Source organism: Streptomyces sp. NPDC103540, assembly GCF_055584445.1.
The window spans coordinates 494,423-508,887 of record NZ_JBVJMA010000005.1 but is presented as its reverse complement, the minus strand read 5'-3'; the positions used below and the strand labels follow the sequence as shown (position 1 = coordinate 508,887).

Genomic DNA, 14,465 nt, shown 5'->3' with positions numbered 1-14,465 from the left:
TACTTGACTTAGACAAAGTCCATCGTAGGATCGGTTACGGCAAACACCAAGGACAGGACTTGCAGGAATGACGCAGGAGGCGCACGTGACGCAGGGACCGCTCACCACGGAGGCCGGGGCTCCGGTCGCCGACAACCAGAACAGCGAGACGGCCGGCGTCGGCGGGCCCGTGCTGGTCCAGGACCAGCTCCTGCTGGAGAAGCTCGCCCACTTCAACCGCGAGCGCATCCCGGAGCGCGTGGTCCACGCCCGCGGCGCCGGTGCCTACGGCACCTTCACCCTGACCCGTGACGTCTCGCAGTGGACCCGGGCCAAGTTCCTCTCCGAGGTCGGCAAGCAGACCGAGACGTTCCTGCGCTTCTCCACCGTCGCGGGCAACCTCGGCGCGGCCGACGCGGTGCGCGACCCCCGCGGCTGGGCGCTGAAGTTCTACACCGAAGAGGGCAACTACGACCTCGTCGGCAACAACACCCCGGTGTTCTTCATCAAGGACGCCATCAAGTTCCCCGACTTCATCCACACCCAGAAGCGCGACCCGTACACCGGCTCGCAGGAGGCGGACAACGTCTGGGACTTCTGGGGTCTGTCGCCCGAGTCCACCCACCAGGTGACCTGGCTGTTCGGCGACCGCGGCATACCGGCGTCCTACCGTCACATGAACGGCTACGGCTCGCACACGTTCCAGTGGAACAACGAGGCCGGCGAGGTCTTCTGGGTCAAGTACCACTTCAAGACCGACCAGGGCATCAAGAACCTCACCCAGGCCGAGGCCAACCTCCTCGCCGGTGAGGACCCCGACTCCCACCAGCGCGACCTGCGCGAGTCGATCGAGCGCGGCGAGTTCCCGACCTGGACCGTGCAGGTCCAGATCATGCCCGCGGCCGAGGCGGCCGAGTACCGCTTCAACCCGTTCGACCTCACCAAGGTGTGGCCGCACGAGGACTACCCGCCGATCGAGATCGGCAAGCTGGAGCTCAACCGCAACCCGGAGAACGTCTTCGCCGAGGTCGAGCAGAGCATCTTCAGCCCGGCGCACTTCGTCCCCGGCATCGGTCCCTCCCCGGACAAGATGCTCCAGGGCCGCCTCTTCGCCTACGGCGACGCCCACCGCTACCGCGTCGGCATCAACGCCGACCACCTGCCGGTGAACCGCCCGCACGCCACCGAGGCGCGCACCAACTCCCGTGACGGCTTCCTCTACGACGGCCGACACAAGGGGGCGAAGAACTACGAGCCGAACAGCTTCGGCGGCCCGTCCCAGACGGACCGTCCGCTGTGGCAGTCGGTCCCCGTCACCGGTGGCACGGGCAACCACGCCGCGGCCGTCCACTCCGAGGACAGCGACTTCGTCCAGGCGGGCAACCTCTACCGCCTGATGTCCGAGGACGAGAAGTCCCGTCTGATCGAGAACCTGTCCGGCTTCATCGCCAAGGTCTCCCGTGACGACCTCGCCGAGCGGGCGATCAACAACTTCCGTCAGGCCGACGGAGACTTCGGCAAGCGGCTGGAAGCCGCGGTCCAGGCCCTTCGCGGCTAGTCGGACCGCTTGTCGTAGCGGACGGCGGGCCGGAATCCTCCTCGGAGGGTTCCGGCCCGCCGTTTTTCACGCGGCCACGGCGCCGTGTCGTGCCCTGACCCAACAGCGGATCACGTCCCGGACGGAGACGATGCCCACGGGGCCGCCGCCGTCCAGCACGATCAGGTGGCGGAAGCCGCCGTTCGCCATCGCCTCGGCCGCCTCCTGGAGCGTGGCGTCCGGGGTGCAGAAGACGACGTTGTTGGTGGTGTGCGCGCCCACGGCCTCCCGGTCGGGGTCGTGGCCCGCGCCGATCGAGTTGAGGATGTCGCGCTCGGTCAGGATCCCGACGCCGCTGTGGTCGGGGTCGAGGACGACGGCCGCGCCGACGCGCCGGCCGGACATCAGGCTTGCCGCCTGTCGCAGGGTGTGGGCGGGTCCGAGGGTGAGGATCACGGTGCTCATGGCGTCACGGACGAGCATGAAGAGAGCCACCTCCTGGGTGATTCCTCCGGCTTGGGTGGGTGCGTCGGTGGAGTGTCCCTAGAGAAACGCTTCACAAACGCACAAGCCGGGGGACTTTCAGACTCCCACGGGCACGGAGGGTCAGCAAGGAGGCGTGCGAGGGGCGCGCTCGCACGGGTGGGCACGCGCCGGCACGGCCGGGCACGTGCCCGCACGCGCGGCGCGTCGGGCACGTGGACGGGGCGGACGCGTCGGGGCGGACACCTCGGGGCGGCGCTTCGGGGCGGCCGTCAGGCGCGCGGGCGGAGCAGGCCCAACATCTCCTCGTGCAGCAGGCCGTTGGAGGCGGCGGCGTTGCCGCCGTGGACCCCCTCCGTCCCGTCGAGGTCGGTGAACCGGCCGCCCGCCTCCTGGACCACGACCGCGATGGCCGCCATGTCCCACAGGTTCAGCTCCGGCTCGGCGCACAGGTCCAGCGAACCCTCCGCCACCAGCATGTACGGCCAGAAGTCGCCGTAGCCCCGGCTGCGCCAGCAGGCGCGCGTCAGGTCCAGGAAGCCGGGCAGGCGGCCCTGCTCCTCCCAGCCGGTCAGCGAGGAGTAGGCGAAGGAGGCGTCGGCCAGCGTGGAGACCTTGGAGACGCCGAGGGGGGTGGTGGCGCCCAGCGCGCCGCCCGAGAAGGCGCCCCCGCCCTGCGAGGCCCACCAGCGGCGGCCCAGTGCCGGGGCCGAGACCACGCCGACGACCGGACGGAACACGCCGTCCTCGCCCTCGGTCATGAGGGAGATCAGCGTCGCCCAGACGGGGACCCCGCGCACGTAGTTCTTCGTACCGTCGATCGGGTCCACGACCCAGCGGCGCGGACCATCGCCCTTGAGTCCGTACTCCTCGCCCAGGATGGCGTCCGAGGGGCGCGCGGCCAGGATCCCGGCCCGGACCACCTCCTCGGCGGCCTGGTCCGCCTCGCTGACCGGCGTCATGTCCGGCTTCGTCTCGACCCGCAGGTCGAGGGCGCGGAAGCGCTCCATCGTGGTGGCGTCCGCCGCGTCGGCGAGTTCGAGGGCGAGGCGGAGGTCATCGTCATACTCGGGCATGCCCGAACAGTATCCAGACTCCCGGCGCCCGGCGAACGAGGTCCACAGTGCGGCCGGCGGCCGGCCGGAGGGCGCCCTTGACAGGATCTGTCGCCCCGTCAACTCTGGCTGAGGAGCCGATCGGGGGAGGCGAGGCATGGCCACGGCCCGGGAGTCCCTGCTGCGAGCCGCCGAGGCGGCGCTGTCCGCACGACCCTGGCCGTCCGTGCGGATGGTCGAGGTCGCGGCCGCCGCCGGGGTGTCGCGCCAGAGCCTCTACAACGAGTTCGGCGGCAAGGAGGGCCTCGGCCACGCCCTGGTCCGTCGGGCCGCCGACCGCTACCTCGCCGGGGTGGACAGCGCGCTGGCCCCGGCCGGGGAGACCGGTGCGGGCGCGGCGGCGGCGCCGGGAGCGGACCCCGGCGCCGAACCGTTCGTGGCGCTCGCGGAGTGGACCGTACGGGCGGCCCGCGCGCGGCCCCTCGTACGGGCCCTGCTCACCGGATCCTGGGGCCCGACCCTGCCCGCGCCGCCCCCGCCCGGCGGGCGCCGACCGCTGGGGCCGGGGGAGTTGGTCCGCGCCGTACGCGACCGGGCCGCGGCGGTGCCCTCCGCGCAGGCGCACTGGCGGGGCGAGCTGGCCGTCCGCCTCGCGCTGTCCTACGTCGTCGCCCCGGGGGAGGAGACGGGCCGGGACGAACTGCTGCGGCTGCTCGCCGGCGCGCCGGGAGGCACGGCCCTCAGTGCGCCGAACCCGACAGCTGGAGGCCGATGACCCCGAGGATCACCAGCGAGATCGAGACGAGTTTCAGGGTGGAGACGAGGTCGCCCAGGAAGACCATGCCGTAGATCGCGGTGCCGGCCGCGCCGATGCCCGTCCACACCGCGTAGGCGGGCCCCACGTCGAGCTTCTTCAGCGCCAGGGTCAGCAGACCGAAGCTGCCGAGGGCGAAGCAGGCGAAGGCGATCGTCGGCCACAGCCGGGTGAAGCCGTGGGACAGCTTCAGGCAGACCGCGAAACCGGTTTCGAGCAGTCCCGCGACCACGACCAGCAGCCACGCCATGTCGAAGACCTCCCCGCGTCACGTGACGTCTCGTCACTCGATGCGATGATGCATTTACCAGACATGGCGTCCTGCAAACCCCGCCGTGCGATCAGTCGCCCTCGCGACGCTCCCGGGTCCGCAGCAGTCGACGCAGCGAATCCAGCCGCGCCGGGTCCGCGTGACCCTCCTCCACCCACCGGTCGAGCGCGCAGTCCGGCTCGTCGTGACCACATGCCCGCGGGCAGCCCTCCGTACCCTCCACCAGGTCGGGGAAGGCCAGGATCACCCGGGAGGGATCCACGTGGTGCAGCCCGAAGGACCGCACGCCCGGGGTGTCGATGACCCACCCGTCGCCCGAGGGCAACGGCAGCGCGAGCGCCGAGGTGGTGGTGTGCCGGCCGCGCCCGGTCACGGCGTTGACGTGGCCGGTGGCCCGCTGGCGCCCCTCGGCGACCAGCGAGTTCACCAGCGTGGTCTTGCCGACCCCGGAATGGCCGACGAAGGCGGTGATCCGGCCGTCGAGGCGCTCGCGCACCCGGTCGGCCGCGTCCCCCGTCGCCAGCTCCTCGCGGTTGGTGACGACGTAGTTCACGCCCAGCGTCGCGTAGATCTCCAGGATCTTGTCCGCGGAGGTCAGGTCGGACTTGGTCAGCACCAGCAGGGGCTCCAGCCCCGCGTCGTACGCCGCCACCAGACACCGGTCGATCATCCGGGGCCGCGGCTCCGGGTCGGCCAGCGCCGTGACGATCGCCAACTGGTCGGCGTTGGCGACGACCACCCGCTCGTACGGGTCGTCGTCGTCCGCCGTGCGCCGCAGGACGGACTTGCGCTCCTCGATCCGCACGATGCGGGCGAGGGTGTCCTTCTTGCCGGACAGGTCACCGACGATCCAGACCCGGTCGCCGACCACCGCCGCCTTGCGGCCCAGCTCCCGGGCCTTCATCGCGGTGATCGAGCGGTCTCCGACCAGGCAGGTCAGCCGCCCGCGGTCGACGGTCAGGACGAAGCCCTCGGCCGCGTCCTCGTGCTTGGGCCGGATGCTGGTCCGCGGCCGGTTGCCCTTGGGGTTGGGCCGCTGGCGGATGTCGTCCTCATCGGTGTGCTTGCCGTACCTGCGCATGACGGGGCCCTACGCTCCCGCTCCCCGCGGAGCTTGGCCGAGCATGTCGGCCCACATCTTCGGGAAGTCCGGCAGGGTCTTCGCGGTCGTCGCCACGTTCTCGATCTCCACGCCCTTCACCGCGAGGCCGATGACCGCGCCGGCGGTCGCCATCCGGTGGTCGTCGTAGGTGTGGAATACGCCGCCGTGCAGCGGACGCGGACGGATGCGCAGGCCGTCGGCGGTCTCGGTGACGTCGCCGCCGAGGCCGTTGATCTCCGCCGTCAGGGCCGCCAGCCGGTCCGTCTCGTGCAGCCGCAGGTGCGCGACGCCGCGCAGGACCGACTCCGAGTCGGCCAGGGCCGCGACCGCCGCGATGCCCGGGGTCAGCTCGCCGACCTCGCTCAGGTCCACGTCGATGCCGTGGATCTTGCCGGTGCCGGTGAAGACCAGGCCGTCGTCGGTCAGCTCGCAGGAGCCGCCCATCTCCGTGAAGATCCGACGCAGCGCGTCACCGGGCTGGGTGGTGCGGCGCGGCCAGTCGGGGATGGTCACCGTGCCGCCGGTGACCATGGCGGCGGCCAGGAACGGCTGGGCGTTGGACAGGTCCGGCTCCACGATCATGTCGCGGCCGAGCAGCGCGCCCGGCGCGACCCGCCACACGTTCTTCTCGCCCCCGGCCTCGGGGGTGTCGACCTGGGTGCCCGCGGCCCGCAGCATCTCCACCGTCATCCGGATGTGCGGCATCGAGGGCAGGGTCGCGCCGGTGTGGCGGACCTCCACGCCCTGGTTGAAGCGCGGCGCGGACAGCAGCAGCGCCGAGACGAACTGGGAGGAGTTGGAGGCGTCGATCTCGACCGTGCCGCCCTCCAGGGCCCCGCCGCCCTGGACGGTCAGCGGGAGCGCGCCCCGGCCGTCGTCGTCGATCCGGGCGCCGAGGGTGCGCAGGGCGCTGATGACCTGGCCGAGGGGGCGCTCGTAGGAGCGCGGGTCGCCGTCGAAACGGATGTCGCCGTCCGCGAGGGTCGCGACGGGCGGCAGGAAGCGCATGACCGTGCCCGCGTTGCCGACGTCGACGGTGGCCGGGCCGTGCAGGGCCGCCGGGATGATCCGCCAGGCCTCGCCGCTGTCGCCCTCGGTGGAGCTGGAGGAGACGGTCTCCTCGATGCCGACGCCCAGGGCGCGCAGCGCGTCCGACATCAGCTGGGAGTCGCGCGAGCGCAGCGGGCGGCGCACCCAGCCCGGCTCGGCCGCGAGGGCGGCCAGCACGAGGGCACGGTTGGTGACCGATTTGGAGCCCGGCACGGTGACGGTGGCGTGGACGGCCCCGTCCGCGAGGGGGGCGGGCCAGAGGGCGTGGAGCGCGGGGGTCTCGGTCATGGCCCCTACTTTAGTGGCTTCCCCTGGCCACGGATTGTGAGCGAGGGCCCCGTCTCAGAGGGCGAGCAGCCAGCGCCCGCCGCCGATCAGGGAGCAGAGCGCCACCGCGTGGAAGAGCAGCAGCCAGGCGACGGGGTGCACGTGCGTGAGCCGCCCGAGCTGGTCGGCGTCGGAGTCCGGTGCTCCACCGTGCCTCCGCTTGGCCTGGAGCTCGAACACCGGCCGCACTCCACCGAGCAGCAGGAACCAGACCACCGCGTACGCGAAGAGCGCCTGCACCTCGGACGGTGCCAGCCAGGACACGAGGACGAACGCGGCGCCGGTGAGCACCACCGTCAGCACCCCGTAGGCGTTGCGGATCATCACCAGCATCGCCGCCAGCAGGGCCGTCGCCGCCCACAACAGGAGCGTGATCCGGTGCGCCGACAGCAGCGCGGCGCCGCCCAGGCCCAGCAGCGAGGGCGCGGTGTACCCGGCGGCGGCGGTCAGCACCATCCCGATGCCGGTCGGCTTGCCCCGGCTGACGGTGACCCCGCTGGTGTCCGAGTGCAGCCGGATCCCGTCGAGCCGGCGACCGGTCAGCAGGGCCAGCAGCCCGTGGCCGCCCTCGTGCGCGATGGTGATCGCGTTGCGCGAGAGCCGCCACAGCGGCCGGGGCGCGACGGCGACCAGCGCGGCCAGGCCCGTCGCGACCACCAGCCACCAGGGGACCTCGGGCTGTATGCCGGTCAGCCGGTCCCAGAGGCCGGCCGTCGTGGTGCTGTCCATGGAGTGGCGGACTCCTTGCGGTGGTGGGCGGGTGCCATGGCAGTGTGTCAGCCATGTGCGGAAGGTTTGCGGCGAGTCGTGCGCCCGAGGAGCTGGCCGGGATATTCGGGATCGAGCGGTGGGAGCCGCGGGAGACCCTGGCCCCCGACTGGAACGTGGCCCCGACCAAGCGGGTCCACGTCGTCCTCGACCGTCCCCTGAAGGACGCGGCGGACCCGCGTCCGGTTCGCCAGTTGCGGACCCTGAGGTGGGGACTGGTGCCGTCCTGGGCCAAGAATCCCGAGGGCGCGGCCCGGATGATCAACGCGCGGTCCGAGACCCTGCACGAGAAGCCGTCCTTCCGCCGCCCCTTCGCCCAGCGCCGCTGCATCGTGCCCGCCGACGGGTACTACGAGTGGGTCACCGCCCACGACGAGCGGCAGCTGGAGGTCGAGGGGAAGAAGAAGCGGGCCCGCAAACAGCCCTACTTCGTCCTGCCCTCCGACGGCTCCGTCTTCGCCATGGCGGGCCTCTACGAGTTCTGGCGCGACCGGACCCTGCCCGACGAGCACCCCGACGCCTGGTGGGCGACCTGCTCGGTGATCACCGCCGAGGCGGAGACCGGGCCGCTCGGCGTGGCCCCGGAGGAGGGGCCGCGCTCGCTCGCCGAGATCCACCCCCGGATGCCCCTCATGCTGACCCCGGACCGCTGGGACGCCTGGCTGGACCCCGCCCGGACGGACGAGCACGAGCTGCGGGCCCTGCTGGCCCCGCCGCCCGGCGGGCTGATGCGGGCCTACGCGGTGTCCACGGCCGTGAGCAACGTGCGCAACAACGGGGCGGAGCTGCTGGGCGAGCTGCCCGCGCCGGAGGAGGGCACGCTCTTTTGACCCGGGGCCCCGATCCGGGGCCCGCATCCGGCCCGACCCGCGCCGGGGCCGGGCCGGCCCTCGGCGGTGTCCGGCGGCGCCCGCGCGGGTCGCCCCGGGGACCGGCGGGCCGTCCGGGCAGGATGGGGGCCATGAGCACCCGTACCGAGCGCGTCGCCACCCCCGCCGGGGAGGCCCGGATCACCTGGCACGAGGCCGCCGAGCCGCGCCGCGTCCTCGCCCTGGGCCACGGCGCCGGAGGCGGCATCGAGGCCCGGGACCTGGTCGCGCTCGCCGCGGCCCTGCCCGCCCGGGGCACCACCGTGGCCCTCGTCGAGCAGCCCTGGCGGGTCGCCGGCAAGAAGGTGGCCGCCGCCCCCAAGGTGCTGGACGAGGGCTGGCGGGCGCTGTGGCCGGCCCTGGAGCGCCCCGGCCGGCCCGTCGTGGCCGGCGGACGCAGCGCCGGGGCCCGGGTGGCCTGCCGCACCGCCGCCGGGCTCGACGCCGCCGCCGTGCTCGCGCTGGCCTTCCCGCTGCACCCGCCGGGACGGCCCGAGAGGTCGCGGGCGGCGGAGCTGTCGGCCGCGGGCCGGCCCGCCCTGGTCGTCCAGGGCGCGCGGGACCCGTTCGGGGGCCCCGGGGAGTTCCCGCGGCCGGCCGGGGAGCACCCGTACGAGCTCGTCGAGGTGCCCTGGGCGGACCACGGCTTCGCCGTCCCGAAGAAGGCGGACCTCACCCAGGACGCGGCCCTCGCGCTGATCACCGAAGCCGTGGCCGAGTGGCTCGACCGGCTCGACGGATAGCCGCGGGGGAGATCCCCTTCCCCGCCCCGACCCCGATCGGCCGCGCCCGAAAAGATCCGACCTGACATACGCCCGGGTGATCCCGCTCACCCCGCCGACATCCCCGACTTGACGGATCCGAAAAGCCGCGCGCGGCCCGGGAATGCGGCGCACGGACCGCCTGTTGTGCCGGATGTCGATACGCACGGAAAGACGCCGGAGGAGAGGGAGCGCATGACGCAGGTCATCAGTCAGAATCGTCCGCAGGCCGCTGACCTGGAATGGACGGTCCTGCCGGGGCCCAAGCGCGGCTCGCTCCGGGCGGCGGAGGGCCGGGATGGTCGACTATTCTCCGATTCGAGCGGATCCGCTTTCGGAGCCGCCACGCTGTCGGAGGAGGTGGGTCCTGTCGCTGGGACCGACGAAGGCCAGGCGCAGGAGACAACGGCGGAGCGCAACGCGCGCTTCGAGCGGGACGCCCTCGGCTACCTCGACCAGATGTATTCCGCCGCGCTGCGCATGACGCGCAACCCGGCCGACGCCGAGGACCTGGTCCAGGAGACGTACGCGAAGGCGTACGCGTCCTTCCACCAGTTCCGCGAGGGCACCAATCTCAAGGCGTGGCTCTACCGCATTCTGACCAACACGTTCATCAACTCCTACCGCAAGAAGCAGCGCGAACCCCAGCGCAGCGCGGCGGAGGAGATCGAGGACTGGCAGCTGGCGCGCGCCGAGTCGCACATGTCGACCGGTTTGCGTTCCGCCGAATCGCAGGCGCTCGACCACCTGCCCGATTCGGACGTGAAGGAAGCGCTCCAGGCCATTCCGGAGGAGTTCCGCATCGCGGTCTATCTTGCCGACGTAGAAGGCTTTGCGTACAAGGAGATCGCGGACATCATGGGTACACCCATCGGTACGGTCATGTCGCGACTGCACCGTGGCCGCCGTCAACTCCGCGGAATGTTGGAGGACTACGCCCGTGAGCGCGGGCTGGTCCCCGCCGGCGCGGGAGAGTCGAACGACCTGAAAGGCTCAGGCTCATGAGCTGCGGAGAGCCGCACGAGACGGAGTGCGCCGAGGTACTGGACCATCTCTATGAGTTCCTGGACCACGAGATGCCCGACAGTGACTGCACGAAGTTCGAGACACACTTCGGCGAGTGCAATCCCTGCCTGGAGAAGTACGGGCTGGAGCAGGCCGTGAAGAAGCTGGTCAAGCGCTGCTGCGGATCGGACGACGTGCCGACCGATCTGCGCTCCAAGGTCATGGGCCGGATCGAACTGATCCGTTCGGGTCAGGCCGTGCCCGACCACGACATCACGGCGGGTCCCGCGACCGGCTGAACCGCCGCGCGAACCTTCGGCGTCACCGCCTGAACCACCGCCCCCGGAAGGGCACTTCGTTCACTCGAAGGTGCTAATCCGGGGGCGCCCGTACGGTGCAATGCGAAAATCCGCCCCGTATCGCCGTGGCGCCCACCTATTCTCCCCTCTCGATGCCGCCCGGATTCGGCACGTGCGCGGCACAAGGGGAGGAGGGCGCCATGCGGGTACTTCCACCGGCGGCGCGCGCCTTCGTTCCGGGCGCCGTGATCGCCGCCGCGGCCTGTGTCTCCCCGGCCCTCGTCGACCCCGCCACGCCCTGGGCCGACGTGGCCCTGCTCGCCGCGCTCCACCTCGGCTGCGAACTCGTGCGGTTCGGGCCGCGCCCCGCGGGCGCCGCCGCCTCGGGGAGCGGCACCTTCCTCCCCGTCCTGTTCGCCGCCGTGTTCCTGCTGCCGCCGGGGGCCGCCGCGCTGGTGGCGGTGCCGGGCGGCCTCGCCCAGAGCGTGTCGCGACGCCCCGCCCGGGTCCGCCGGGTCTGGCACGCGGCCCGTCAGGCGCTCGCGGCCTGGGCGGCCGGTTGGGCGGCCGGTCGGGCCCACGCGCTCCTGGACGGGCCCGGGTTCCCGTACGCGCTGCTGCCCGCCCTCGTGGCGGCCGTGGTCCTCTGCCTCGTGCTCGGCGCCCTCGACCTCGGCGTCCTCGCCGCCGCCGAGGGCCGCCGGGCGGTCCGCGCCCGGCGGCCACCGGTGCCGGGCTCCCCGCTGCCGTACTGCGTCCACGGGCTCGTGGGGCTGATGGCTGCCGTCATGTGGCGCAGCCCCTACGGGCTCCCGGCCGCCCTGCTCGTCCTGGTGCCCGTGTACGTCTCCTGCCGGGTCTTCGACCGCTGCCGGCGCGAGCGCGCCGCGCACCGGGCCACGATCCGCGCCCTCGTCCGGGCCGTCGACATCAAGGACCGCTACACGCGCGGGCACAGCGAGCGCGTCGGACAGGCCTCCGAGATGATCGCCCGGGAGCTGGGGATGGCGGACGACCGCATGGAGGTGGTCCGCATCGCGGGGATCCTCCACGACGTGGGCAAGCTCGGCGTGCCCACCCGGCTGCTGCGCAAGGACGGGCCGTTGACCCCCGAGGAGCGCCGGGTCATCGAGCTGCACCCCGAGTACGGCCACGAGATCGTGCGGGGCATCGGCTTCCTGGGGGAGGCCCGCTCCGCGATCCTGCACCACCACGAGCGGGTCGACGGCTCCGGCTACCCCTACGGGCTGACCGGCGAGCGGATCCCGGTCCTGGCGCGGGTGGTGGCGGTGGCCGACTCCTTCGACGCGATGACCTCCACCCGCTCGTACAGCCGTGCCCGGCCGGTGGCCACCGCGCTGGCGGAGCTGGAGCGGTGCGCGGGCACGCAGTTCGACCCGGCGATGGTGCGGGCGCTCGTCGACGCCGTCGGGCGGCACGGTTGGCATCCGGTGGTGACCTCCGACGCGGACCTCCAGGTGATCGCCGCCGCCGGCGGAGAGGGCGGGGAGGCCGGAGCGGGCGGAGAAACGGTTCCGGAGCCCGAGGGCGAGGCGCGGCCCCCGTCGGCCCCGCCCTCCCCGCCGGCCGCGCCACCCCCGTCCTCGCCTTCGTCGCCCCCGTCGGCCGCTCCGGGCGGGTTCCTCGGCCGGCAGCCCGAGCCCGGCCGGCGCGGGACGCGGACCGGGCGGGACGCGCGGTGAGGGGCGGCGCCCTGTGGGCCCTGCGCGGGGCGGCGGCCCTGATCGCCGCCGCCGGGCTGGGCCACACCCTGTGGACCGGCGTCGTCGAACCCGGCACCGCCCTGGTCTTCGGAGCCCTGATCGCCTTCGGAGACCTGGTCCGGCGGGCCCCCCGCGGCGGCGCGGGGTCGACCCCGGGCGCCGAGGACCCGGGTCGCCGGCCCGAGGACCGGCGACCCGCCCCCCTGGGCACGGCCGGCGCCCTCGCCTACGCCCTGCTCGGCCACCACGCCGGGCAGCCCGCCCACCACGGGGTGCTCCAGACCGTCGCCGTCGTCCTCGCCGCCGCGCTCGTCGGGATCGTCCCGCAGGTCGCCCGGGGGCACGGCCCCGCCGACCTGCTCGCCCGCAGGGTCCTCACCGTCGCCTTCGCCGCCGTCTGCTTCCGGCCGCTGCACGACGCGGGGCGGCTGGAGCGCTGGCTCGGGCAGGGTCCGTCCCTCGTCCTGTTCCTGCTGTTCCTGCTCGCCCTCACCGCCCTGTGCGACGCGGTGCTCGCCGCCGCCCGCGACGCCTGCCGCACCGGTTGGCCGTACGGGCCGCTGCTGCGCGACGAGCTGCGCGCCCGGCTCGGCATCGGCGCGGCGACCTGCGCCACCGCGGTGGTGATGGCCCTGGGCGTGGCCGTGGCGGGCCCTTGGACCCTGCCGGTGTCCGGAGTGCCGCTGTTGTTGACCCAGCTGTCCTTCCACCGGATCGCCGCCGTGCGCACCACCTACCGCCAGACCATCACCTCCCTGGCCCGGGCCACCGAGATCGCCGGGTACACCCCGCCGGGGCACGCGCTGCGGGTGGCTGCCCTCAGCAGGGCCGTCGGCCGGGAGCTGGGGATGACGGAGCGGGAGCTCACGGTGTTGGAGTACGCCGCCCTGATGCACGACATCGGCCAGCTCTCCCTCGTCGACCCGGTCCCGGACGGGGCCACCGCCGAGCTGCCCGCCGCCCTGGCCCGCCGGATCGCCGGGTTGGGCGGGGAGGTGGCCCGCCAGACCGGGGTGCCGCGGGAGGTCGCGGTGATCGTGGAGCGGCAGGCGGACCCGTACCGGGAGCAGCCCGTCGCCGCCCGGATCGTGCGCGCGGTCAACGCGTACGACGACCTGGCGGGCGGCGGCCGTCACCCGGCCGGCTCACTGGCCGCGCTGGAGCGGCTGAGGCTGGGCACCGGGCACGAGTTCCAGCCGGAGGTGGTGGAGTGTCTGGCGAGGGTTCTGGCCAGGGGCGGACGTGCCGGAGTCGTTCCCGTCCACCAGGGGTAACCCATGGGTAATGAGCGGCCGTCCGAGCGGGCATGGTTGGATGCAGTAAGAGTGTCCGTGAGGGTGTCCGCAAGGCTGCACCGTGGGACCGGCAGGCGGGAATCGTGAGGATCTTCGGGAAGGTACGGCATCGGCCCTCCGCCTCGTGGCGGCAGGCCACCGACCGCGCGTTCACGCTGATCGGCGACGGTCGGTACGAGGACGCGGGCGCGCTCCTGACCAGAGCGGCCGATCTGGAACCCTGGTTGTCCGAGTCCTGGTTCAACCTGGCCCTTTTGCACAAGTTCCGGCACGACTGGGAGCAGGCGCGGGCCGCCGGCCTGCGGGCCGTGGCCCTGCTGGACCGGGAGACGGGCGCCCCCGACTGGTGGAACGTGGGCATCGCCGCGACCGCGCTCCAGGACTGGCCGCTGGCCCGACGGGCCTGGCAGGCGTACGGGCTGAAGGTGCCCGGCGACCCGCACAGCGCGGCCGGCACCGGCGAGCCGGTGGGCATGGAACTGGGCAGCGCGGCGGTCCGGCTGTCGCCCGAGGGCGAGGCCGAGGTCGTGTGGGGCCGCAGGTTGGATCCAGCCCGCATGGAGGTCCTGTCCATCCCGCTGCCCTCCTCGGGGCGGCGCTGGGGCGAGGTCGTCCTGCACGACGGGGTGCCGCACGGCGAGCGGGTCACCGCGGCCGGTCCCTCGTACCCGGTCTTCGACGAGATCGAGCTGTGGGCGCCCTCTCCGGTGCCGACCTGGGTGGTGCTGCTGGAGGCGGCCACCGAGGAGGACCGCGACGCCCTGGAGCAGCTGGCCTCGGACGCGGGCTTCGCCGCCGAGGACTGGTCCTCGTCGGTCCGGCTGCTGTGCCGGACGTGTTCGGAGAGCGCGATGCCGAGCGGCGAGGGCGAGGAGGACCGCCAGGACCCGCACGACCACAGCGAACCGGGGCACCCCGGACCGCTGGGCCACCGTACGGCCGGCTCCGGCTCCCTGTGGGTGCCCGAGCGCGAATGCGGCATCGCGGCGCCCGCCGGTCTGGTGCGCGGACTGCTCGACGGCTGGGTCGCGGACAGCCCCGACAGTCGTGAGTGGCGGGATCTCGAAGAAGTCTGCTGAGGCTGGGCCGTAGGCTGTACCGGCACATCGGTGACTTGAGGAAGGCG

General features: G+C 73.3%; 15 protein-coding genes. 9 read left to right on the top strand and 6 right to left on the bottom strand.

What is annotated here, in order from left to right:
* The first annotated feature begins 67 nt into the window (after positions 1-67).
* Positions 68-1,537 (top strand): catalase, encoded by a 1,470-nt coding sequence (locus ACZ6ZI_RS15660; RefSeq protein WP_363053196.1) that lies wholly within the window; start codon positions 68-70, stop codon positions 1,535-1,537.
* A gap of 66 nt (positions 1,538-1,603) precedes the next feature.
* Here the strand turns inward: ACZ6ZI_RS15660 and ACZ6ZI_RS15655 are convergent, their stop codons facing one another.
* Together ACZ6ZI_RS15655 and hisN are read right to left on the bottom strand one after the other, a co-directional pair.
* Complete coding sequence (locus ACZ6ZI_RS15655; RefSeq protein WP_363053423.1) at positions 1,604-1,999, bottom strand: CBS domain-containing protein; 396 nt, start codon at positions 1,997-1,999, stop codon at positions 1,604-1,606.
* 272 nt (positions 2,000-2,271) lie between these two features.
* Positions 2,272-3,075, bottom strand: coding sequence for a histidinol-phosphatase (gene hisN / locus ACZ6ZI_RS15650; protein ID WP_469520474.1), 804 nt, complete (start codon positions 3,073-3,075; stop codon positions 2,272-2,274).
* Between the two features lie 136 nt (positions 3,076-3,211).
* On the opposite strand from hisN, the gene ACZ6ZI_RS15645 reads away from it, so the two are divergent.
* A complete protein-coding gene (locus ACZ6ZI_RS15645) occupies positions 3,212-3,829 on the top strand; it encodes a TetR/AcrR family transcriptional regulator (RefSeq protein WP_469520471.1) in 618 nt (205 codons plus the stop codon).
* Here ACZ6ZI_RS15645 and ACZ6ZI_RS15640 read toward each other — a convergent pair.
* From ACZ6ZI_RS15640 to ACZ6ZI_RS15625, 4 genes are all read right to left on the bottom strand, one after another.
* Complete coding sequence (locus ACZ6ZI_RS15640) at positions 3,795-4,118, bottom strand: DMT family transporter (protein WP_329099136.1); 324 nt, start codon at positions 4,116-4,118, stop codon at positions 3,795-3,797. The genes ACZ6ZI_RS15645 and ACZ6ZI_RS15640 overlap by 35 nt on opposite strands.
* A gap of 91 nt (positions 4,119-4,209) precedes the next feature.
* Positions 4,210-5,220 (bottom strand): ribosome small subunit-dependent GTPase A, encoded by a 1,011-nt coding sequence (gene rsgA / locus ACZ6ZI_RS15635; RefSeq protein WP_363053199.1) that lies wholly within the window; start codon positions 5,218-5,220, stop codon positions 4,210-4,212.
* A gap of 9 nt (positions 5,221-5,229) precedes the next feature.
* Positions 5,230-6,579, bottom strand: a complete 1,350-nt coding sequence (gene aroA / locus ACZ6ZI_RS15630) for a 3-phosphoshikimate 1-carboxyvinyltransferase (RefSeq protein WP_469520467.1) — start codon at positions 6,577-6,579, stop codon at positions 5,230-5,232.
* A 54-nt stretch (positions 6,580-6,633) separates the two neighbouring features.
* A complete protein-coding gene (locus tag ACZ6ZI_RS15625) occupies positions 6,634-7,347 on the bottom strand; it encodes a M50 family metallopeptidase (protein WP_363053201.1) in 714 nt (237 codons plus the stop codon).
* Between the two features lie 53 nt (positions 7,348-7,400).
* On the opposite strand from ACZ6ZI_RS15625, the gene ACZ6ZI_RS15620 reads away from it, so the two are divergent.
* The 7 genes from ACZ6ZI_RS15620 (at position 7,401) to ACZ6ZI_RS15590 (ending at position 14,418) form a co-directional block, all read left to right on the top strand.
* A complete protein-coding gene (locus tag ACZ6ZI_RS15620; RefSeq protein ID WP_469520463.1) occupies positions 7,401-8,216 on the top strand; it encodes an SOS response-associated peptidase in 816 nt (271 codons plus the stop codon).
* A gap of 131 nt (positions 8,217-8,347) precedes the next feature.
* A complete protein-coding gene (locus ACZ6ZI_RS15615; RefSeq protein WP_469520460.1) occupies positions 8,348-8,998 on the top strand; it encodes an alpha/beta hydrolase family protein in 651 nt (216 codons plus the stop codon).
* A 378-nt stretch (positions 8,999-9,376) separates the two neighbouring features.
* Entirely contained in the window at positions 9,377-10,021 is a 645-nt protein-coding gene (locus tag ACZ6ZI_RS15610; RefSeq protein ID WP_007266438.1) for a sigma-70 family RNA polymerase sigma factor, read from the top strand.
* Positions 10,018-10,320: a mycothiol system anti-sigma-R factor gene (gene rsrA / locus ACZ6ZI_RS15605; protein WP_363053204.1), complete on the top strand. Its 303-nt coding sequence runs from the start codon at positions 10,018-10,020 to the stop codon at positions 10,318-10,320. Before ACZ6ZI_RS15610 ends, rsrA begins: the two co-directional genes overlap by 4 nt.
* Positions 10,321-10,520: 200 nt before the next feature.
* Positions 10,521-12,023, top strand: coding sequence for an HD-GYP domain-containing protein (locus ACZ6ZI_RS15600; protein WP_469520456.1), 1,503 nt, complete (start codon positions 10,521-10,523; stop codon positions 12,021-12,023).
* Positions 12,020-13,318, top strand: a complete 1,299-nt coding sequence (locus ACZ6ZI_RS15595; protein WP_469520453.1) for an HD-GYP domain-containing protein — start codon at positions 12,020-12,022, stop codon at positions 13,316-13,318. Before ACZ6ZI_RS15600 ends, ACZ6ZI_RS15595 begins: the two co-directional genes overlap by 4 nt.
* A gap of 104 nt (positions 13,319-13,422) precedes the next feature.
* Entirely contained in the window at positions 13,423-14,418 is a 996-nt protein-coding gene (locus tag ACZ6ZI_RS15590; RefSeq protein WP_363053207.1) for a tetratricopeptide repeat protein, read from the top strand.
* Positions 14,419-14,465: the final 47 nt, after the last annotated feature.

Coding starts and splice junctions, on each gene's coding strand:
- ACZ6ZI_RS15660 (WP_363053196.1), top strand. CDS start 68: ATGACGCAGGAGGCGCACGTGACGCAGGGACCGCTCACCACGGAGGCC.
- ACZ6ZI_RS15655 (WP_363053423.1), bottom strand. CDS start 1,999: ATGCTCGTCCGTGACGCCATGAGCACCGTGATCCTCACCCTCGGACCC.
- hisN (WP_469520474.1), bottom strand. CDS start 3,075: ATGCCCGAGTATGACGATGACCTCCGCCTCGCCCTCGAACTCGCCGAC.
- ACZ6ZI_RS15645 (WP_469520471.1), top strand. CDS start 3,212: ATGGCCACGGCCCGGGAGTCCCTGCTGCGAGCCGCCGAGGCGGCGCTG.
- ACZ6ZI_RS15640 (WP_329099136.1), bottom strand. CDS start 4,118: ATGGCGTGGCTGCTGGTCGTGGTCGCGGGACTGCTCGAAACCGGTTTC.
- rsgA (WP_363053199.1), bottom strand. CDS start 5,220: ATGCGCAGGTACGGCAAGCACACCGATGAGGACGACATCCGCCAGCGG.
- aroA (WP_469520467.1), bottom strand. CDS start 6,579: ATGACCGAGACCCCCGCGCTCCACGCCCTCTGGCCCGCCCCCCTCGCG.
- ACZ6ZI_RS15625 (WP_363053201.1), bottom strand. CDS start 7,347: ATGGACAGCACCACGACGGCCGGCCTCTGGGACCGGCTGACCGGCATA.
- ACZ6ZI_RS15620 (WP_469520463.1), top strand. CDS start 7,401: ATGTGCGGAAGGTTTGCGGCGAGTCGTGCGCCCGAGGAGCTGGCCGGG.
- ACZ6ZI_RS15615 (WP_469520460.1), top strand. CDS start 8,348: ATGAGCACCCGTACCGAGCGCGTCGCCACCCCCGCCGGGGAGGCCCGG.
- rsrA (WP_363053204.1), top strand. CDS start 10,018: ATGAGCTGCGGAGAGCCGCACGAGACGGAGTGCGCCGAGGTACTGGAC.
- ACZ6ZI_RS15600 (WP_469520456.1), top strand. CDS start 10,521: ATGCGGGTACTTCCACCGGCGGCGCGCGCCTTCGTTCCGGGCGCCGTG.